Source organism: Sphingobium sp. LB126 (assembly GCF_002795205.1).
Lineage (GTDB): Bacteria > Pseudomonadota > Alphaproteobacteria > Sphingomonadales > Sphingomonadaceae > Sphingobium > Sphingobium chungbukense.
Genome location: NZ_NETV01000001.1, coordinates 43,192 through 62,868, shown reverse-complemented (window position 1 = coordinate 62,868; position 19,677 = coordinate 43,192). Strand labels below are relative to the sequence as shown.

The 19,677-nt window shown below is 62.8% G+C and carries 22 protein-coding genes and 1 pseudogene; 20 read left to right on the top strand and 3 right to left on the bottom strand.

All coding sequences use genetic code 11. The features are described from left to right. Positions 1 to 115 precede the first annotated feature (115 nt). Positions 116 to 394: a metal/formaldehyde-sensitive transcriptional repressor gene (locus CAF53_RS00320; RefSeq protein WP_006022595.1), complete on the bottom strand. Its 279-nt coding sequence runs from the start codon at positions 392 to 394 to the stop codon at positions 116 to 118. 340 nt (positions 395 to 734) lie between these two features. Between CAF53_RS00320 and CAF53_RS00315 the strand changes: the two genes are divergently transcribed. The 7 genes from CAF53_RS00315 (at position 735) to CAF53_RS00285 (ending at position 5,818) form a co-directional block, all read left to right on the top strand. Continuing rightward, complete coding sequence (locus tag CAF53_RS00315; protein WP_006022594.1) at positions 735 to 950, top strand: hypothetical protein; 216 nt, start codon at positions 735 to 737, stop codon at positions 948 to 950. Between the two features lie 77 nt (positions 951 to 1,027). Next, the gene (locus tag CAF53_RS00310; RefSeq protein ID WP_100236966.1) at positions 1,028 to 1,294 is read left to right on the top strand and encodes a hypothetical protein; all 267 of its coding nucleotides are present in this window, start codon (positions 1,028 to 1,030) and stop codon (positions 1,292 to 1,294) included. Between the two features lie 116 nt (positions 1,295 to 1,410). After that, entirely contained in the window at positions 1,411 to 2,622 is a 1,212-nt protein-coding gene (locus CAF53_RS00305; RefSeq protein ID WP_086619578.1) for an IS256 family transposase, read from the top strand. Between the two features lie 37 nt (positions 2,623 to 2,659). Next, on the top strand, positions 2,660 to 2,977 hold the full coding sequence (locus tag CAF53_RS28990; RefSeq protein WP_100238636.1) for a hypothetical protein: 318 nt from the start codon (positions 2,660 to 2,662) through the stop codon (positions 2,975 to 2,977). Continuing rightward, positions 2,965 to 3,381 carry a DUF2493 domain-containing protein gene (locus CAF53_RS00295; protein WP_006022592.1) on the top strand — a complete coding sequence of 139 codons (417 nt, stop codon included), beginning with the start codon at positions 2,965 to 2,967 and terminating at the stop codon, positions 3,379 to 3,381. Before CAF53_RS28990 ends, CAF53_RS00295 begins: the two co-directional genes overlap by 13 nt. Before the next feature lie 46 nt (positions 3,382 to 3,427). Next, positions 3,428 to 5,194, top strand: a complete 1,767-nt coding sequence (locus CAF53_RS00290) for an NRAMP family divalent metal transporter (RefSeq protein ID WP_006022591.1) — start codon at positions 3,428 to 3,430, stop codon at positions 5,192 to 5,194. Positions 5,195 to 5,365: 171 nt separating this feature from the next. Beyond that, a complete protein-coding gene (locus CAF53_RS00285) occupies positions 5,366 to 5,818 on the top strand; it encodes a hypothetical protein (protein ID WP_006022590.1) in 453 nt (150 codons plus the stop codon). Between the two features lie 362 nt (positions 5,819 to 6,180). On the opposite strand, the gene CAF53_RS00280 is transcribed toward CAF53_RS00285, so the two are convergent. Beyond that, positions 6,181 to 6,369, bottom strand: a complete 189-nt coding sequence (locus CAF53_RS00280) for a hypothetical protein (RefSeq protein WP_124810154.1) — start codon at positions 6,367 to 6,369, stop codon at positions 6,181 to 6,183. A gap of 391 nt (positions 6,370 to 6,760) precedes the next feature. On the opposite strand from CAF53_RS00280, the gene trbB reads away from it, so the two are divergent. The 11 genes and pseudogenes from trbB to CAF53_RS00225 all read left to right on the top strand — a co-directional run bounded on the left by trbB (position 6,761) and on the right by CAF53_RS00225 (position 16,610). After that, on the top strand, positions 6,761 to 7,777 hold the full coding sequence (trbB, locus tag CAF53_RS00275; RefSeq protein WP_024343194.1) for a P-type conjugative transfer ATPase TrbB: 1,017 nt from the start codon (positions 6,761 to 6,763) through the stop codon (positions 7,775 to 7,777). Further along, complete coding sequence (locus CAF53_RS00270; RefSeq protein ID WP_006022586.1) at positions 7,774 to 8,106, top strand: TrbC/VirB2 family protein; 333 nt, start codon at positions 7,774 to 7,776, stop codon at positions 8,104 to 8,106. The genes trbB and CAF53_RS00270 overlap by 4 nt, the downstream gene beginning before the upstream one ends. Further along, on the top strand, positions 8,106 to 8,387 hold the full coding sequence (locus CAF53_RS00265; protein ID WP_006022585.1) for a VirB3 family type IV secretion system protein: 282 nt from the start codon (positions 8,106 to 8,108) through the stop codon (positions 8,385 to 8,387). The genes CAF53_RS00270 and CAF53_RS00265 overlap by 1 nt, the downstream gene beginning before the upstream one ends. 13 nt (positions 8,388 to 8,400) lie before the next feature. Further along, positions 8,401 to 10,839, top strand: a pseudogene (trbE, locus tag CAF53_RS00260) (conjugal transfer protein TrbE). Beyond that, positions 10,836 to 11,597, top strand: coding sequence for a P-type conjugative transfer protein TrbJ (gene trbJ, locus CAF53_RS00255; protein ID WP_006022583.1), 762 nt, complete (start codon positions 10,836 to 10,838; stop codon positions 11,595 to 11,597). The pseudogene trbE and the gene trbJ overlap by 4 nt, the downstream one beginning before the upstream one ends. 10 nt (positions 11,598 to 11,607) lie before the next feature. Next, positions 11,608 to 12,009, top strand: coding sequence for a putative entry exclusion protein TrbK-alt (trbK-alt, locus tag CAF53_RS00250; RefSeq protein WP_006022582.1), 402 nt, complete (start codon positions 11,608 to 11,610; stop codon positions 12,007 to 12,009). Between the two features lies 1 nt (position 12,010). Continuing rightward, a complete protein-coding gene (gene trbL / locus CAF53_RS00245; protein ID WP_006022581.1) occupies positions 12,011 to 13,366 on the top strand; it encodes a P-type conjugative transfer protein TrbL in 1,356 nt (451 codons plus the stop codon). Positions 13,367 to 13,368: 2 nt separating this feature from the next. Continuing rightward, positions 13,369 to 14,052 carry a conjugal transfer protein TrbF gene (gene trbF / locus CAF53_RS00240; RefSeq protein ID WP_006022580.1) on the top strand — a complete coding sequence of 228 codons (684 nt, stop codon included), beginning with the start codon at positions 13,369 to 13,371 and terminating at the stop codon, positions 14,050 to 14,052. Further along, positions 14,049 to 15,116: a P-type conjugative transfer protein TrbG gene (gene trbG / locus CAF53_RS00235; RefSeq protein ID WP_006022579.1), complete on the top strand. Its 1,068-nt coding sequence runs from the start codon at positions 14,049 to 14,051 to the stop codon at positions 15,114 to 15,116. Before trbF ends, trbG begins: the two co-directional genes overlap by 4 nt. Positions 15,117 to 15,226: 110 nt before the next feature. After that, positions 15,227 to 16,369 (top strand): TrbI/VirB10 family protein, encoded by a 1,143-nt coding sequence (locus tag CAF53_RS00230; protein WP_080655011.1) that lies wholly within the window; start codon positions 15,227 to 15,229, stop codon positions 16,367 to 16,369. 1 nt (position 16,370) lies between these two features. Then, positions 16,371 to 16,610: a DUF2274 domain-containing protein gene (locus CAF53_RS00225; RefSeq protein WP_006022577.1), complete on the top strand. Its 240-nt coding sequence runs from the start codon at positions 16,371 to 16,373 to the stop codon at positions 16,608 to 16,610. Here CAF53_RS00225 and CAF53_RS00220 read toward each other — a convergent pair. Next, the gene (locus CAF53_RS00220; RefSeq protein WP_100236965.1) at positions 16,543 to 17,232 is read right to left on the bottom strand and encodes a LysR family substrate-binding domain-containing protein; all 690 of its coding nucleotides are present in this window, start codon (positions 17,230 to 17,232) and stop codon (positions 16,543 to 16,545) included. The two genes, CAF53_RS00225 and CAF53_RS00220, sit on opposite strands and share 68 nt — an antisense overlap. A gap of 50 nt (positions 17,233 to 17,282) precedes the next feature. Here CAF53_RS00220 and istA point away from each other — a divergent pair, with 50 nt between their 5' ends. Both istA and istB read left to right on the top strand, forming a co-directional pair. After that, positions 17,283 to 18,806 carry an IS21 family transposase gene (gene istA / locus CAF53_RS00215; RefSeq protein ID WP_100236964.1) on the top strand — a complete coding sequence of 508 codons (1,524 nt, stop codon included), beginning with the start codon at positions 17,283 to 17,285 and terminating at the stop codon, positions 18,804 to 18,806. Further along, entirely contained in the window at positions 18,796 to 19,578 is a 783-nt protein-coding gene (gene istB, locus CAF53_RS00210) for an IS21-like element helper ATPase IstB (protein ID WP_100236963.1), read from the top strand. The genes istA and istB overlap by 11 nt, the downstream gene beginning before the upstream one ends. Positions 19,579 to 19,677: the final 99 nt, after the last annotated feature.

The window sequence follows — 19,677 nt, the reverse complement described above, 5'->3', positions numbered from 1 at the left end:
GTAGTTCCCTTGAACGGGTGCCGAGCGGGTATCGATGCGTCAAGTTTGCCTCGTGATCTATAGGATCGACGTGGGCAGGCTGATTGACTGGTGTTTTTTGTGGAGCCATCGCAGTTCACTTGATGTAGGTGTGCAAAACGTCGACTAATTCGAGCGCGGCATTACGTTCAGCTTCTGTGGGCGTGCGGTTCGCATCGACCATATGCGCTTGAATGTGCCCATTGACGACTTCGGCCATGATTCCGTTGATCGCACCGCGCGTGGCCGTGACTATCCGCATCACGTCGCCGCAACTCTCATCCGCGATGAGGGCCCGTTCAATCGCATCGACCTGACCTCGAAGGCGTCGGACCCTATTCAGCAGCTTCTGCTTCTCAGCCACCGCATGCGCCATCGCGTCCCTCCGCTATACCCGGGTATAGTTGTAATATACCCCCCAGAGTATATATGAATGTCGCGCGAAGTGAAGACCGGCAGGGTTGTTCGCGTCGTGGTCCAGTTCGTCGTGAATTGGATCCGGATTGGCACAGCAGAGGATCATATGAACCCGCGATCTAGCAACGACCCCTCGGAGGGAGATAGTAGGCGTCAGTCACCTGCTATCGACGCTCCGCTGGGTTGCATCATCGCTCGGGTCGGTTCTGCCGACGTAACTGCGCCAGCACTTCGACGCTGAGCACCGTCCGTCCAGGCCACCCGGGTTCGAGCAACTGCTTGAACAGACGGAGGTGGCCATGGCCGCTCATCTCAACATCGACACACGTCGGGCGCCACCGGTGGTCGCCCATGATGATATTCAATTCGCCGGGGTGTTTCCCGGCTTGAAATTGGGCGCTCGCAACTTGGCGAGACCAAAGCTTCTTGCCCATTGGCATCAGGAATCCGATGGCCGGCTGATTAGGGGCTGGCAATTGGAGACATCCGCCACTCTGAAGAATCCTGACGATTGATCATAGCGACACACGGCAATGCCGTGCGCAGCGTAGCGCTGCTGTTGGCAGCAAAGTTCAAACGAAGGGATTAACTAATGAATGCAGTGGTGGCTTTGCTGCCTGCGCGCCCCGCAGGCACTAATACGACTTGCGCGAATACTATCTTCGCCAACGATTTAGAGCAGCTCTACAACGCGCTGAATGATGTGACATTGACGGAGCATGCTCGCACGGCAGAGCTGATGAATGCCGGATTGCGGAAGATCTCGCAGAAGGTTGTCGAGGAGGCTGCCGAGGTCGCTCTCGAGGCGGTGAGGAAGGCTAGCGTCCGCGCTCGTGGTGTAATTTCTGGTGTAGATTGAGGTGATCGCATGGGGTGGGGCATGCCCCACCCCATGCGATTTCGATCTCGGTGGCCACCGGGCTCATTGGTAAGGTGGAGTTTCCAGACTTCACACCAACCAAGGAGTTGATCCCGATGACCGAAGACAGACTACCGCTTGCCGAGCTTTTGGCGAAGAGCGGAGATGGAGATTTTCTGCGCACCATTGCCGAGAGCGTATTGCAGATCATCATGGAGGCCGACGTCGAGGGCCTGGTCGGCGCCGCCCGGCACGAGCGCTCCTGCGAGCGCACGACCTGGCGCAACGGCTACCGCGACCGCAGCCTCGATACCCGGCTCGGCACGCTCAATCTGAAGATCCCCAAGCTGCGGACCGGCGCATACTTCCCGGGCTTCCTGGAGCCGCGCAAGACGGTGGAGAAGGCCTTGGTCGCGGTGATCCAGGAGGCATGGATCGCCGGCGTCAGCACCCGGCGCGTCGATGATCTGGTGCAGGCGATGGGCATGACCGGCATCTCCAAATCCTCGGTCTCGAAGCTGTGCAAGGACATCGACGAGCGCGTCCATGCCTTCCTCAAGCGTCCGCTCGCAGGCGACTGGCCCTATCTCTGGCTCGATGCCACTTACCTGAAGGTGCGCCAGGGCGGCCGGATCGTCAGCGTTGCCGCGATAATCGCCGTTGCCGTCAACACCGAAGGCAAGCGCGAGATCGTCGGCCTGCATATCGGCCCTTCGGAGGCCGAGGTGTTCTGGTCGGACTTCCTCAAGGACCTCGCCCGCCGCGGGCTGACGGGGGTCAGGCTGGTCATCTCGGACGCCCACGAGGGCCTCAAGGCCGCGATCACCCGCGTGCTCAGCGCCACCTGGCAGCGCTGCCGCGTCCACTTCATGCGCAATGCGCTGGCCTACGTTCCCAAGGGGCAGAACACGGTCGTTGCCGCCGCCATCCGTCAGGTCTTCCTCCAGCCCGATCATGCCGCTGCGACACAGGTCTGGCGTCAGGTCGCCGACCAGCTGCGCGCCCGCTGGCCGAAGCTTGGCACCTGCATGGATGAAGCCGAGCATGACGTGCTGGCCTACATGACCTTCCCTGAGCAGCACCGGGTCAAGCTCCACAGCACCAATCCGCTCGAACGGCTGAACAAGGAGGTCAAGCGCCGCGCCGATGTCGTCGGCATCTTCCCCAACGAGGACAGCATCATCCGCCTCGTCGGCGCCGTCCTGCTCGAGCAAAACGACGAATACCAGCTCCAGCACCGCTACATGCAGATCGAGGGCATGGCGGCGCTCGCCACACCAACAATCGAGGAGGCTCAGCCGCTACAGGTTACACAAAAGGCCGCCTGAAAATGCCGCCCGCTGGCCACACCCGAATTTACACCACATTGACGGACACGACCTGAGGAAGCGGACCCAAAAGACGGTCAGCGAAAGTGCCGATCTTCTCTATCACTTGGTCGTTCTGTGGCACGCACTCAATATTGAACCCAGCGAAGTCTGGGCCGAGATGCGGCGCCGCGTGGAAAGCATGGGCATTGCCGAAAAGCTTCCTAAGCCGCGTCGGGGAACGACTGATCCCGCCCCGGTCAACGACAGCTCGGAAGGAAATCGCGTACCTGCGCCCTGCATCACCGCCAACTCGCGCGCACCAGCACCGTGTCCCGAAGAGCAGCCCGAAAGGACACGGCCATGCGCCTCCTAGTCTGTGGAGGACGTCACTTCGAGGACGCCGAGATGGTGCATCACGAACTAACTGCACTGCATTGGCGAAAGCCAATCAGCGTTGTGGTCCACGGCAGCATTGCAGGCGTCGGCATCATCGCTGAGGCGTGGGCGCGTCGCCATGGGATCGCTGTGGTGCGTTACCCGCCAAATTGGGAGTTTTACGGCAAGAAGGCCGAAGGGCTGCGCAGCGATTTCATGCTGACAGACAGCCGACCCGACTTTGTCGTGGCTTTCCCAGGGGGGCGCCACACCGCCGATCTCGTCCAACGGGCAATCAACGTCGGGCTCGCCGTGCTCGCCATTCCGCCCAACACGGCTGGAGCTTGCCCAGTCGCAAAGCATCCGCCGCAGCGGGGCCAGCCAACAACCGCTTCGCTCTGATCCAGTGAATTCACCCAAAAACGAGCAAAACTCAACGGAGTTTGAAATGTCCGATACCTCTGCGACATCGCTTGAACAAATCGAATTGGCCTCAAGCGCGCCCGCTGTCCTGGATAGCGCGCATATTGGCGACATCCACGGCGCGTTCGGCACCATCCGGCAGCACGACACCGGTGTACGAAAGACTTGGCGGGCTAGGCTGGCGACCTTGATGGCAATCGTCGGCCCGGGACTGATTGTCATGGTCGGCGACAATGATGCCGGCGCTTTTGGAACCTATACGCAGGCAGGTCAGAACTACGGCACCTCTCTGCTGTGGACGTTGATGCTCTTGATCCCGGTGATTTACGTGAATCAGGAGATGGTGTCACGGCTAGGTGCTGTGACGGGCGTTGGCCATGCACGACTGATATTCGAACGTTTCGGAAAGTTCTGGGGTGCCTTCAGCCTTATAGACCTAGTTCTTCTCAACGGACTAACCATTGTAACCGAGTTCATCGGCATCGTATTCGCACTCCAATATTTTGGTTTGCCAAGAGTTCCGGGACTGATTGTCGCGGCGGTGCTCATAGTGGCCGCCGTCAGCACCGGAAGTTTCAAGCGGTTTGAACGCTTCGCGATGGTTTTGGTCTTTGGCAGTCTGTTGCTAATACCTGTGCTCCTCGCCATCCATCCACCAATCGGTGAGATCGCCCATGGACTGCTCGTGCCGCAATGGCCCGCTCACTCCGACATGGCGGCAGTCATGCTGCTTGTCATTGGCATCGTTGGCACGACCGTCGCACCTTGGCAGCTCTTTTTCCAACAAAGCTATGTTGTCGATAAGCGGATCACGCCCGCCTTCAACGGCTACGAGAAAGTCGATCTTTGCCTCGGGATCCTCCTGGTAGTAATCGGCGCCGTTGCCATGATGGCGTTCTGTGCCGCATTGTTTGCCGGACGGCCGGAATTCGGCAATTTCACGGATACAGGTGCGGTGCTTACGGCGCTGGACAAATATGTGGGTCCATATTCGGCGACGATTTTTGCAATCGCTCTTTTGGATGCTTGCCTCATCGGCGCAGCAGCCGTCTCGCTCTCGACGTCTTATGCGATCGCCGACGTCCTCAGGGTGAGGCACTCATTGCATCGCAAAGTCACGGATGCCATCGGATTCTACGTTGCTTACGGGATTCTCATATTCATTGCCGCAGGCCTTGTTGCCTTCGCAAGTGATGCGCTGCTGGGCCTCTTTGTCAGTGCCGTGCAGGCTCTCGCTGGCGTGCTGCTACCAAGTGCCACGGTCTTCCTGCTCCTCCTTTGCAACGACAAGGCGGTTGTCGGCCCCTGGTCCAACGGTCCTAAGCTCAATGTATTCACCGGAGCAATAATCTGGTCCCTTGTGTTGCTCTCGATCATCCTCACCGTGGCGACCGTCTTCCCAGATGTGGCTGACAGCACAATTCTGAAAATACTGATTGGCGGCTCTTTGCTGGGGCTTTGCGGGTTCGTCTTTTCGTTCGCAGCACGCAAGCGTAGTTATGACGTGCCCGCTGCCGCATATGGCAACGATCAAGATCACCGCTTCGCCAAGATGACGATGCTCGAGCGCCGGAACTGGCGCATGCCGCCGCTTAATCGGCTGCCTGCCCTGCATATGACGTTGATGACGAAGGTCTGGATGGGCGTGCTACGCGGCTATCTTCTGATTGCTGTCGCGCTGATCGGCTTCAAGGTCTTCGTCGCCGCGACCGGCGTCGAGGTCAGCATCCCCCAGATCGGCGGAACGCCAACCAGCAACGACGCTGCTACAAGCAATACCGGCTCGAAGTAGCACGCAAGAAGGCGGGTGACGACGTTGACGCACGGGCGCGAGCACCGACATGTCCGCAATAGCCTCGCGGACGTTGCTATACCCCGCGTCGTCGCCTGCCAACCAAAACGAAAAGGAAACAATCTGAATAGACAAAACTCTTTTGTTCTAACTAGCTGATGGGGGCGCCTCATGTCTGAACAATTCAAGACTCTTCCCGAACGCATCCAGGCGCTTTCCGATGCAACTTCTTGTAGTTCTTTTTCGCTGACCTCAGTCGAGCAGACCAAGGGCTTTCAGATTATCGCTTTTGTCGACAGCTGTTTCGGCGATTCTCAATGCGAGATCGATGCTTGCGGATTGATCGCCGCTATGCTGATCGCTTTTGCCAAAGCGCGCAGCGATCCGTTCACGTTTCATTATTTTGCAACGCGTGCTCTCCATGACGGACTAGAACGTTGCATCGCTATCCTTGTCCAACGCGGCGAAAGGCTGCCCGTTGTCGCCTATGCGCTCATCGCAAATTATATCCGCTGGACGGCTCGACGCCGAGAGATGGCTTTAGCCGCGGCGTTTGAGCGTCTGCGCCTTTATCCGACACTTCCAAACATGTTGATCTGGCCGCCGAAGCGCACGCCAGGATAGCGTGCCAGCGCCTGAGATTCATCGAACAAAAAAAAGCCGTGGCAGATTTTCTCAAAGGAGACGCAAAACAATGAGTAATCAACTATCGCATTGGCCTCCGCCACTTCGGATCCGCCTTCTGCTTTTTGTGGTGTCTCGCATCGAACACTTTCTCCTCTTAAGGTGTCCGAAAGGTCGCATCAGGCGATTGGGATTGGCTTGGGTCGACCAGATTCATGCGCGCGTGCGCAAAAAGCTCAGCCGTGCAGAGCTACCCGAAACGCGTTGATGTTTCTTCCGCGTTCGATCGCGCGTCAAATAGCCTTGAATCAGCGCTGAATGGTGAGGAAGCCTACAAATCTCTTTCCGCGCCGATCGGTCCGTCACCGTGATCTATAATCGACGAGGGCTTCATTGCGCCGCGCCGGTGTTAAACTGTCAAGGAGGGCGTTGGCCTTCTCAATTACCTTGCTGCCGATCTCGCGCTGTTGCCCTTGATTGGCTTTTCGGGCGCCCTCGGCGAACACCGATTCCGCGGGGAGTACCGCCGCAGCAAATGCGGCGGCGGCCAAAACCGATCTAAGAAACATAGGCTACTCTACTCGGCTGGGGTTCATGGCTGCAAAGATGCTATCGTACGTACCGTCCCGTTCAGCCTAACGCCGTGCATGATCCCGATTAAGAAGGATCTCACCCCCCGGATGATCTCCGCGATCGAGGATGTCCATCACCTCCACAACAAATGCATTGAGCGGTCATTGTGCGAGGATCAGACGCTTGCGCAGAGCCGGTCAAGCTCCGCGAGCGTATTGGCGTATCGTGCGTCCGACACCGCCGTTCTCCTGTATTTGCACGCTACACTACTACGTCGATGAATCTTTGTTGAATCGCCCCGAAATCTGGCCCCTTTAATCATCCCCGTCTGGGGAAGGACTGTATCGGCCCCGATAGAAACGGGGCACTATGACAGCATCACACCACAATTCGGAAGGCCTCGCGCGCGGCGCAAGGATGCTGCGCACTGCGCTCGGTCCTGCAATCGCGCGCTATCTTGATGACGCCAGCATCGTCGAGGTGATGCTCAATCCCGATGGGCGCCTCTGGATCGACCGACTCTCCGAAGGACTTTCCGATACCGGTGAGCGGCTGTCACCAGCGGACGGCGAACGTATCGTTCGCTTGGTTGCGCACCATGTCGGAGCCGAGGTTCATGCTGGTGCTCCTCGGGTATCCGCAGAGTTGCCTGAAACCGGCGAGCGGTTCGAAGGCCTGCTGCCACCCGTCGTCGCTGCCCCCGCATTCGCGATCCGTAAGCCCGCTGTCGCGGTGTTCACGCTCGACGACTACGTCGCGGCCGGCATCATGTCAGCGACGCAGGCCGAGATACTCCGCCGGAGTGTCTCCTCACGCGCCAACATCCTCGTCGCCGGCGGGACATCCACCGGCAAGACGACGCTGACAAACGCGTTGCTCGCCGAAGTTGCGAAGACCGCCGATCGCGTCGTCCTCATCGAAGACACCCGCGAACTGCAATGCGCCGCGCCGAACCTCGTGGCGATGCGAACAAAAGATGGCGTTGCCTCACTTTCCGATCTCGTTCGCTCTTCGCTGCGTCTGCGGCCCGATCGCATACCCGTTGGCGAAGTGCGCGGCGCCGAAGCGCTCGAACTGCTCAAGGCCTGGGGCACCGGCCATCCTGGCGGGGTCGGCACCATCCACGCCGGCAGCGCGATCGGCGCACTGCGCCGCATGGAGCAGCTCATTCAGGAGGCAGTCGTCACGGTCCCGCGCGCATTGATCGCGGAAACGATCGACCTCGTTGCCGTCCTCTCCGGTCGCGGGTCCGCGCGGCGACTCTCCGAACTCTCGCGCGTCGAAGGCCTCGGTCTCGACGGCGACTACCGCATCGCGCCGGCCACCACGGATGGCGACGGCAGCTCGAGCTTGTTCGTCCCAGCACCTGAAGGAGAAAGCCTGTGATCCAACGCCTGCGGCGCGCGCGCCATCATCTCGTCTTGACCGTTTCCATCGCCACTCTGTCGGCGGTGATGGCAGCCCCCGCTCACGCTTCCGGTTCGTCGATGCCGTGGGAACAGCCTCTCCAACAGATCCTGCAGTCGATTGAAGGTCCCGTGGCGAAAATCATGGCGGTGATCATCATCATCGTTACCGGCCTGACGCTGGCCTTCGGCGATACCTCCGGCGGCTTCCGCAGGTTGATCCAGATCGTGTTTGGTCTCTCGATTGCCTTCGCCGCGTCGAGCTTCTTCCTGTCGTTCTTCTCGTTCGGCGGCGGGGCGCTGGTCTGATGACGGGCGCTGTCGATCAGGGCGGCGACGTCCCAGGCTATACCGTCCCCGTTCACCGGGCACTGACCGAGCCGATCCTGCTCGGCGGCGCCCCACGGGCTATCGCCATCATGAACGGGACGCTCGCTGGCGCGGTCGGCCTAGGGCTTCGCCTCTGGCTGGTGGGGATCGCGATCTGGGCGATCGGCCACGTCACCGCGGTGTGGGCTGCCAAGCGCGATCCGCTCTTCGTCGACGTTGTGCGCCGCCATCTGCGCGTCCCCGCACACCTTTCGGTCTGAGGGGAGCGCGGCCATGATGAACCTTGCCGAATATCGCAATCGCAACAGCCGCCTGGCCGACTTCCTCCCCTGGGTCGCGCTGGTGGGCTCCGGCATCGTCCTCAACAAGGACGGCAGCTTTCAGCGCACCGCGCGGTTTCGCGGCCCCGATCTCGACAGCGCCGTACAGGCTGAGCTAGTCGCCATCGCCGGCCGCCTCAACAATGCGTTCCGTCGCCTTGGATCAGGCTGGGCAATCTTCGTCGAGGCGCAGCGGCAAGCTTCGAACCTCTATCCCGACAGCCGCTTTCCCGATCCCGCCTCGGCGCTGGTCGACGCCGAGCGCAAAGCGGATTTCGAGGAAGCTGGCGCACATTTCGAGTCGAGCTATTTCCTGACCTTCACCTATCTGCCGCCGGCCGAGGACGCCGCGCGCGCGGAATCCTGGCTCTATGAAGGCCGGGAAAAGTCGGGCCTCGACCCCAACGAGGTGATGACCGGGTTCGCCGATCGCACCGATCGCATCCTGCGCCTGGTCGAAGCCTTCATGCCCGAATGCCGCTGGCTTGATGACGCGGAGACGCTCACCTATCTCCACGGCTGCGTCTCGACCAAACGGCACCGTGTCCGCGTCCCCGAAACGCCGATCTATCTCGACGCGCTGCTCGCCGACCAGCCGCTCACCGGCGGGCTCGAGCCGCGCCTTGGCGCGTCGCATCTGCGCATCCTCACCGTCACAGGCTTTCCAACGGCGACGACACCTGGCCTGCTCGACGAGCTGAACCGTCTCGCATTTCCGTATCGTTGGTCGACGCGGGCGATCCTGCTCGACAAGACCGACGCGACCAAGCTGCTGACCAAGATCCGCCGGCAATGGTTCGCCAAGCGCAAGCCGATCGCCGCGATCCTCAAGGAGGTAATGACCAACGAGGCGTCCGTCCTCGTGGACACCGACGCCGCGAACAAGGCCGCCGATGCCGACATGGCGCTCCAGGAACTCGGCGCCGACTATGCCGGGATGGCCTACGTCACCGCGACGGTGACGGTGTGGGACGAGGATCCGCGCGCTGCCGACGAGAAGCTGCGCCTCGTCGAGAAGGTCATTCAGGGCCGCGACTTCACTGCCATGGCCGAGACGATCAACGCGGTGGACGCCTGGCTCGGATCATTGCCCGGCCACGTCTATGCGAACGTCCGCCAGCCGCCGATCTCCACGCTCAATCTCGCCCACATGATCCCGCTGTCGGCGGTGTGGGCGGGGCCGGAACGGGACGAGCATTTTGCAGCGCCCCCACTGCTCTTCGGCAAGACCGAAGGCTCCACCCCGTTCCGGCTTTCGCTTCACGTCGGCGACGTCGGCCACACGCTGATCGTTGGCCCGACCGGCGCGGGCAAGTCGGTCCTGCTGGCGCTGATGGCGCTGCAGTTCCGACGCTATGCTCGCGCCCAAGTCTTCGCCTTCGACTTCGGCGGCTCGATCCGCGCGGCGGCGCTCGGCATGGGCGGCGATTGACATGACCTCGGCGGCGATCTCAGTGACGGCGCGACCGATAACGTCAGCCTTCAACCGCTCGCCCGCGTTCACGACGTGCCCGAGCGCGCCTGGGCGGGCGACTGGATCGTATCGATCCTGACCCGCGAGGGCGTGGCGATCACGCCCGAGGTGAAGGAGCATATCTGGACGGCGCTGACCTCGCTGGCATCGGCGCCCGTCGAGGAGCGCACGATCACCGGCCTGGTCGTGCTGCTCCAGTCGAACGATCTCAAACAGGCGCTCAGGCCCTATTGCGTCGGCGGTCCCTACGGCCGGCTGCTCGACGCTGAACGCGAGTATCTTGGCTCGGCGTTCGTTCAAGCGTTCGAGACTGAGGGGCTGATCGGCACCGGCGCGGCGCCGGCGGTTCTCTCCTATCTCTTCCATCGGATCGAAGATCGGCTCGACGGTTCGCCGACTCTTCTCATTATCGACGAAGGCTGGCTGGCGCTGGACGATGACGGTTTCGCCGGCCAGCTCCGCGAATGGCTGAAGACGCTGCGCAAGAAGAACGCCAGCGTCATCTTCGCCACGCAATCGCTCAGCGACATCGACGGCTCGGCCATCGCGCCTGCCATCATCGAAAGCTGCCAGACCCGGCTTCTGCTGCCGAACGAGCGCGCGATCGAGCCGCAGATCACGGCGATCTATCGGCGCTTCGGCCTCAACGACCGCCAGATCGAGATCATCGCGCGGGCAATGCCCAAGCGCGACTATTACTGCCAGTCGCGGCGCGGCAACCGCCTCTTCGAGCTCGGTCTGTCCGATGTCGCGCTCGCTCTGTGCGCCGCGTCATCGAAGACCGACCAGGCGGCCATTGCCCGCATCGTCGCCGAACACGGCCGCGACGGCTTCCTCGCCGCATGGCTCGATCACCGTGAGGTCGGTTGGGCCGCCGATCTCATCCCCACGCTCACCAACAAGGAGACGTCCCAATGAAACTGCGCAATTCCCGCGCAGCGCGTTTTGCTGCCGCGCTGCTGACCGCTCCCGTCGCGCTCGCGCCCATGCTGGCGACGCCCGCTCACGCCATCATCGTATTCGATCCCTCGAACTATGCGCAGAACGTGCTCACGGCGGCGCGATCGCTTCAGCAGATCACCAACCAGATCACCTCGCTTCAGAACGAAGCGCAAATGCTGATCAACCAGGCACGCAACCTTGCGAGCCTGCCGTTCTCGTCGCTGCAACAGCTTCAGCAGTCCGTCCAGCGCACGCAGCAGCTTCTCAACCAGGCGCAGAATATCGCCTACGACGTCCAGCAGATCGACCGGATGTTCCAGCAGAAGTACGGGAACGTCTCGCTGTCCGCTTCGGATCAGCAACTCGTCACCGATGCCCGCTCGCGCTGGCAGAACACGGTCGGCGGCCTGCAGGACGCAATGCGGGTGCAGGCGGGCGTCGTCGGCAACATCGACACCAATCGCACGCAGATGTCGGCGCTGATCGGCCAGAGCCAGGGCGCGACCGGCGCGCTGCAGGCGACGCAGGCCGGCAACCAACTCCTTGCGCTCCAGGCGCAGCAACTCGCGGATCTCACCGCCGTCGTGGCGGCCAACGGCCGGGCGCAGGCCTTGCAGTCGGCCGAGCAGGCCGCCGCCGCCGAACAGGGCCGCGAGCAGCGCCGGCGTTTCCTGACGCCGGGCTCGGGCTACCAGCCCGGCAATGCCCGCATGTTCCCGAACAGCGGCAACTGAGGCTGGCACGATGGACGGCAAGACCCTCGCTCGCGTCGGCGCCATCGTCTTCGTCGCGGTCGCCATCACGGCGACCGCGATCGAGATGAACCGCAAGGACGTTTCGACGGACGTCCTCGCGACGCAGGGCCGTCCGGTCACAACATCGGATCCTCTCGCCGCCGAATTGCTTCGTTGTTCCGAGATCGGCGAGGCCGGCACGCGCGATCCCAATTGCCTGAAGGCATGGGCAGAGAACCGGCGCCGCTTCCTCGGCCAGCCGGCCCCCGTTTCATCACCATCGCCGGTTGCGCCGACCACGCTGTTTCCAAGCGCGCCCGCGTCGGCCGCTCCCATCCACAAAGACAGTGCGCCAGCGGACGTGACCGGGCCTGCGATGCAGGCCGAGCCCGCTCAGCCAGAGGTTCGCTGACATGGGCGGCACCGGTGTCATCGACCATTTCCTCGAGGTCTTCACTCGCTACATCGACGGAGGATTCGGGCTGCTCGGCGGCGAAGTCGGTTTCATCGCCACCACCTTGATCGTCATCGACGTCACGCTCGCCGCGCTTTTCTGGTCATGGGGCGCCGACGACGACATCATGGCGAGGCTGGTCAAGAAGACGCTCTTCGTCGGTGTCTTCGCCTACCTGATCTCCAACTGGAACAATCTCGCCCGCATCGTCTTCGAGAGCTTCGCGGGCCTCGGCCTGAAGGCTTCGGGAACGGGCTTTGCCGTGAGCGATCTCATGCGCCCCGGCAAGGTGGCGCAGACTGGTCTCGATGCCGGCCGGCCGCTGCTCGACTCCATCTCCAGCCTGATGGGCTACTGGTCGTTCTTCGAGAACTTCATCCAGATCGCCTGCATGTTTTTCGCCTGGGCGCTGGTGCTGCTGGCGTTCTTCATCCTGGCGATCCAGCTCTTCGTCACCCTGATCGAGTTCAAGCTGACCACGCTCGCCGGCTTCGTCCTCATTCCCTTCGGCCTGTTCGGCAAATCGGCGTTCATGGCCGAGCGCGTGCTCGGCAACGTCATCTCCTCCGGCATCAAGGTGCTGGTGCTCGCCGTCATCATCGGCATCGGCTCGACGCTGTTCTCCGAGTTCACCTCGGGCTTCAACGGCGCAACGCCATCGATCGACGATGCCATGGCGATCGTGCTTGCCGCGCTGTCGCTGCTTGGTCTCGGCATCTTCGGTCCCGGCATCGCTAACGGCCTCATCTCCGGTGGCCCGCAGCTCGGCGCCGGCGCGGCCATTGGCACTGGTCTTGCCGCCGGCGGCGTTGTCGCAGCAGGCGCGGCCGCTGCCGGCGCCGTCGTGACAGGCGGCGCTGCACTTGCTGGCGGCGCTGCCGCCGCCGCGCGTGGCGGTGCAGCCCTCGCCGGTGGCGCCTCCACCGCCTACAGCCTCGGCGCGGCCGGCCAGGCCGGCGCATCCGGCGTCGCGTCGGGTCTTGGCAGTGTTGCCAGCACCGGCGCGAAGGCGGCCGTCTCACCGCTGAAGCGCGCAGCCGGTCGTGCCGCCGACAGCCTGAAGCAGAGCTATCAGGCCGGTGGCCAGGCCGCGACGGAGATCGCCACCGGCGCATCCGGTGCTGCGACGACCGCCACCGCGGAGGCCGCATCTCCCGGAGCTGCGTCTTCCACCAGCGACGGGCCGCCGGCCTGGGCGAAACGCATGAAGCGCTCGCAGCAGATGTCCCATGGCGTTCAGGCCGCCGCCCACGCCGTGCGTAGCGGCGACAGCCATGGCGGCGGCTCCTCCGTCAACCTCTCCGAAAGCGACTGACCATGTTCAAGCGACCATCCACCCACTACGGCAAAGCCCCTCAGCCCGAGACTCCCTATCAGCGCGCCGCTCAGGTCTGGGACGATCGCATCGGCTCCGCCCGCGTGCAGGCCCGTAACTGGCGCTACATGGCCTTCGGATCATTGGCCCTCGCGGGCGGCCTTTCGGCCGCGCTGGTCTGGCAGTCCGCCAACGGCTCGATCGTGCCTTGGGTAGTGCAGGTCGACCGGCTCGGCCAGGCGCAGGCGATCGCGCCGGCGACCGCCGACTATCAGCCAAACGATCCGCAAATCGCCTTCTACCTCGCGCGCTTCATCGAGCAGGTCCGCTCGATCCCGTCCGACGCCATCATCGTGCGGCAGAACTGGCTGCGCGCCTACGACTTCACGACACAGGGTGGCGCGCTCGCGCTGAACGATTATGCGCGCGCCAACGACCCCTTCACCAAGGTCGGCAAGCAGCAGATCGCGATCGAAGTGTCGTCGGTGATCCGCGCCTCGCCGTCGAGCTTCCGCATCGCCTGGATCGAGCGACGCTATCAGGACGGCTCACTGGCCTCCACCGAACGCTGGTCCGCGATCCTCACCGTCGTCGTGCAGCCCCCACGCGACGCCGACACGCTGCGGAAGAACCCACTCGGAATCTACATCAACGCCATCAACTGGTCGAAGGAGCTTGGACAATGACGCCCGCACTCCGCAAAGCCGCCCCTTGGAGTGCAGGGCTCCCGGCTTTGCTCATCCACGTAGTTCCGGTTTTCCGCAAATCCGCTTTGCCGGGAATCTTGCTCGCCGGTTCGGCGCTGGCAGGGTGCGCCACTCACACCCCGCCGCCGGAGATTTCCTACGACAATGCGGTGCCGGCTGTGCAGACCTCCGATCCGCCAGCGCCCGTCCGGGTGGTGGAGCTTCCCAAACCGCTCCCGCTGCCTGGTCAGTTGAAGCCCATCGGCAAGGACGGCAAGCCCGAGCCGGAACCGTCCGATCCCGCCGCGCGCGTCAACCAGGCCAATGCCGCAGCGCGCGTCCAGCCCGTCCGCAACGGCTTCATCAACTCGATGCAGGTCTATCCCTTCGTCGATGGCGCGCTCTATCAGGTCTACGCCTCGCCGGGGCAGATCACCGACATCGCGCTTCAGCCCGGCGAGCAGCTCGTCGGCTCCGGTCCTGTCGCCGCTGGCGACACAGTGCGCTGGATCATCGGCGATACCGAGAGCGGCGTTGGCGCGGCCAAGCAGGTCCATATCCTCGTGAAGCCAACGCGGGCCGAGCTGATGACCAATCTCGTCATCAACACCGACCGGCGCACCTATCACATGGAGCTGCGCGCGACGCCATCGACCTATATGGCATCGGTGTCTTGGCAATATCCGCAGGACCAGCTCATCGCGCTGCGCCGCCAGAACAGCCAAGCCGAGGCCGCGCAGCCGGTGTCGGGCGGCATCGATCTCGCCCGTGTCAATTTCCGCTACGAGGTGACCGGCGACCGCGCACCGTGGCGGCCGCTGCGCGCCTTCGATGACGGCAAGCAGGTGTTCATCGAATTCCCCCGCGGCATCGGACAGGGCGAGATGCCGCCCTTGTTCGTGGTCGGACCGGAGGGCGACACCTCCGAGCTGGTGAACTATCGCGTGCGCGGCAACTACATGATCGTCGATCGACTGTTCGCCGCCGCCGAACTGCGGTTCGGCGCGGGCAAGAACCAGAAGCGTGTCCGCATCTCCCGCACCGACGGGAGGCCGGCATCGTGAGCGACGAACGCGATCCCGAAAAGGAGGAAGGCCGGACGCCCGGTTCGGCGCCCCAGCCTCAGCCGACCGACGACGACGCTCGGCCGCTGACCGGCGAGCCGGCCGCGACCATGCGGCTGCGCGCCGAGCCGCCGCGTGTGACCCGCCTGTCCCGCAAGGTGCTGGCCGGTCTGGGTCTTGCGGCAAGCCTCGGTGTCGGTGGGGCGCTGATCTATGCGCTCCAGACTCGTCACAGCGGCCAGGGTCAGGAGCTTTACTCTACGGACAACCGCTCGACACCGGACGGTCTGGCTGGATTGCCGAAGGATTATTCCGGCGTCCCGAAGCTCGGCCCGCCGCTGCCCGGCGACCTCGGTCGCCCGATCCTCAACGCGCAGAACGGTGGCACAGTGCCGCCGATCGGCGCACCGGCATCAGGTCCGACGGGACCGAGCCCCGAGGAACAGCGCCGGGCGCAGGAACTGGAGGCGGCTCGGACCGCACGGCTGTTCGCATCCACCGAGACTCGGCCCGCTACGGCTGGAGCTTCGACACAGCCGACTGCGACCGCCACGCCGTCGGCCGATCTCGCCAGCCTCGGCCTTGCGCCGCAGCCAGCGACACCCTCCGCGCAGGATCGTCAGCTCGCATTCCTCAATCAGACGCCCGACAAGCGCACTGTCTCGCCGGATCGCGTTGCCGCGCCAGCGTCGAAGAACGTCCTGCAGGCCGGCGCCGTCATCGCGGCCGCGCTCATCACCGGCATCCGCTCCGACCTGCCGGGTCAGATCACCGCACAGGTGACGGAGAACATCTATGACAGCCCGACCGGCAAGATCCTGCTTGTGCCACAGGGCACGCGCGTTATCGGCCAGTATGACAGTGGCGTCGGCTTCGGTCAGAGGCGCATACTTCTCGTCTGGAACCGGCTGATCTTCCCCAATGGCCGCTCCATCGTTCTGGAGCGTCAGCCTGGTGCGGACGCCGAGGGCTATGCGGGCCTTGAGGATGGCGTCGACTATCACTGGGGCGAACTGTTCAAGGCCGCTGCACTTTCCACGATTCTGAGCATCGGTGCGGAGGCGGGCTCGTCTGGCCAGGACAGCGATATTGTGCGGGCGCTGCGACAGGGTGCCTCCAATAGCGTCAGTCAAACCGGCCAGCAGATCGTCCAGCGCCAGCTCAACATCGCACCGACCCTCACCATCCGGCCAGGCTTGCCCGTCCGCGTCATCGTCACCCGCGATCTCGTTCTCGAACCCTACGGAGGCTGACATGACCAAGCTGAAATTGGGAGCGATCGTCGACGACAAACCGGTGAAGGTCACGGTGGAGTTACCGGCAAGCCTGCATCGCGACCTAACGGCCTACGCAGAAATTCTCGGCCGCGAAGCGAGGCAACCGCCGGCCGATCCCGTTCGCCTCATCGCTCCGATGCTGGAGCGGTTCATAGCCACGGATCGGGGATTTGCGAAAGCGAGGAAGTCAAAAGAACTGCCGAAACCGTCTGAATGATTGTGGCGGCAGCCGAGCGCGACATTGAACGCGCAAGACTGAGGAGGCGGCGCCAGGCCGGGTTATCATTCCGCGGCGACCACACCGCGCAGAACGGCAGAACCTCGCCGGCAAGCTGCCGATAGGCAGTTCCCGGAAACTGAGCCGCCGTCCCGGCCTCGCTCATGACCGTGACGCCTTGGCCGATCGCCACAAGCGACAGGAGATTGTCCCTCCCGACGTATTGGGTATCGATTTCTGGGTGACGCCCAAGATCGGCGAGGCGTTGAACCAAATAGTCGTGAATTTCCGATCCAGGGGCACCGTCACTTACAATGAATCTCTCGTCCACAAGATCACGCCAGCCAAGCTCCGATTTCTCAGAGAGAGGATGATCGCTGGGAAGTACGGCGAATACTCGCTCGGACCAAAGTTGCTCTGTTTCACAGTCCGACCACTGTGTGGTTCCCGTGATAAAAGCCACATCGAGTTGAAGTCGCCGGATCGAGGCAACGTGATCCGCAGGATCGCCGTCAAAAAATTCGACCCGTACACTTGCATGCTCCTTGCCGTAGGCTCCCTGTTGATTACCGTTGAGAAGTGACCCGGGAAGGGCCGATATTTCCACTGAGAAGTGACCCATGTTGAACTCACCCCTGGCATTGACGAGCGAGGGGTCATGGAGTGTTGGACATGGCGTTATTGAGCGTTATCCGGCGCTGGCATTTCCGCGATCATCTTTCGATCCGCGAGATTGCGCGGCGTACCGGGCTGTCACGTAATACGATCCGTAAATATCTACGTTCGGACACGATCGAGCCGCGGTTCAAGGTGCCCGATCGGCCGAGCAAACTGGACCCGTTCGCGGAGCGGCTGTCAGCCTGGCTGAGACGGGAGATGGGTCGGACCCGCAAGCAGAAGCGGACGATGAAGCAGCTGCATGCTGATCTGGTCAGCCTGGGCTATGACGGCTCCTACAATCGGGTGGCGGCCTTTGCCCGGGACTGGCGCGATGATTATCGTCGTGAGCAACAGATGAGCGGGCGCGGGACATTCGTGCCGCTGTCCTTCGCACCGGGGGAAGCATTCCAGTTCGATTGGAGCGAGGACTGGGCGATCATCGGCGGCGTGCGCACCAAGCTGCAGGTGGCGCACTTCAAGCTCAGCTACAGCCGGGCCTTCCTCGTGCGGGCCTATTTGCTCCAGACCCACGAGATGCTGTTCGATGCCCATAATCACGCATTCCGCGTGCTGGGCGGCGTTCCGCGCCGTGGGATTTACGACAATATGCGCACCGCCATCGACAAGGTCGGGCGCGGCAAGGAGCGCAACGTCAACAACCGCTTCCTCACCATGGTCAGTCACTATCTGTTCGAGGCCGAGTTCTGTAATCCGGCAGCGGGCTGGGAAAAGGGCCAGGTCGAGAAGAATGTCCAGGATGCCCGTCATCGGCTATGGCAACCCACGCCGCAGGCGGAAAGCCTGGATGCCCTGAACCTGTGGCTGGAGGAGCGCTGCAAGGCGCTGTGGCAGGATATCCCGCACGGGATCGAACCGGGTTCGGTCGCCGATGCCTGGGGCGATGAAGTGGAAAGCCTGATGCCGGTGGGCAGACCGTTCGATGGCTTTGTCGAATATGGCAAACGGGTCTCGCCAACCTGCCTGATCCACCTGGAACGCAACCGTTACAGCGTTCCGGCGTCCTTCGCCAATCGGCCCGTCAGCCTTCGGGTTTATCCCGATCGCTTCCTGGTCGTCGCAGAGGGACAGGTCATATGCGAGCATCAGCGCATCATCGACCGATCCCATGATGGTCCCGGCCACACCGTCTATGACTGGCGTCATTATCTCGCCGTCGTTCAACGCAAGCCCGGCGCCCTGCGCAACGGCGCGCCGTTCCTCGAACTGCCCGATGCCTTCCAGCGGTTGCAACGGCATCTGCTGCGCAACCCCGGCGGCGACAGGGAGATGGTCGAGATCCTGGCGCTGGTCCTCCATCATGACGAGCAGGCGGTGCTGACCGCCGTCGCCATGGCGCTGGATGCAGGCGTTCCGACCAAGACGCACATCCTCAACCTGCTGCACCGGCTGCTTGATGGAAAGCCGCTCTCGACGCCGCCGGTGACGGCGCCACAGGCGTTGAGGCTGGTCAGTGAGCCGATGGCCAATGTCGAACGCTACGATGCCCTGCGCCGGGAGAACCGTCATGCGTCATGATCCCGCCACCGGCGCCCTCGTCGTGATGCTGCGCGGCCTGAAAATGCCCGGCATGGCCCAGGCTGTGACCGACCTCATGCAGCAGGGATCGCCCGCCTTCGAGGCGGCGGTGCCGATCCTCTCCCAGTTGCTGAAAGCCGAAACAGCCGAACGCGAGGTGCGGTCTGTGGCCTATCAGCTCAAGGTCGCGCGGTTCCCCGCCTATCGCGACCTCGCCGGCTTCGACTTTGCCAGCAGCGAGGTGAATGAGGCGCTGGTGCGCCAGTTGCACCGCTGCGACTTCATCGACGTTGCCGACAATATCGTGCTGGTCGGCGGACCGGGCACCGGCAAAACCCATGTCGCCACGGCGCTGGGTGTTCAGGCTATCGAGCATCATCGAAAGCGCGTCCGCTTCTTCTCCACGGTCGAGCTGGTCAATGCCCTGGAACAGGAAAAGGCCCAGGGGCGCGCCGGGCAGATCGCCAACCGGCTCGTCCACTCCGACCTCGTCGTCCTCGACGAGCTAGGCTATCTGCCGTTCAGCGCATCAGGCGGCGCACTGCTCTTCCACCTGCTGAGCAAATTATACGAACGCACCAGCGTCATCATCACCACCAACCTGAGCTTCAGCGAATGGGCCACCGTGTTCGGTGACGCCAAGATGACCACCGCGCTCCTCGATCGGCTCACCCATCACTGCCATATCCTGGAAACCGGCAACGACAGCTTCCGGTTCAAAAACAGCTCGGCCCACCAGGCCAAACCCAGAAAGGAGAAACCTGCACCTTGACCCATCAATGACATCCGAAACATAATATCAGGCGGGTCACTTCTCGGTGGAAATCCCGGGTCACTTCTCAACGGTAATCAACAGCCCGGCTTTCCCGTT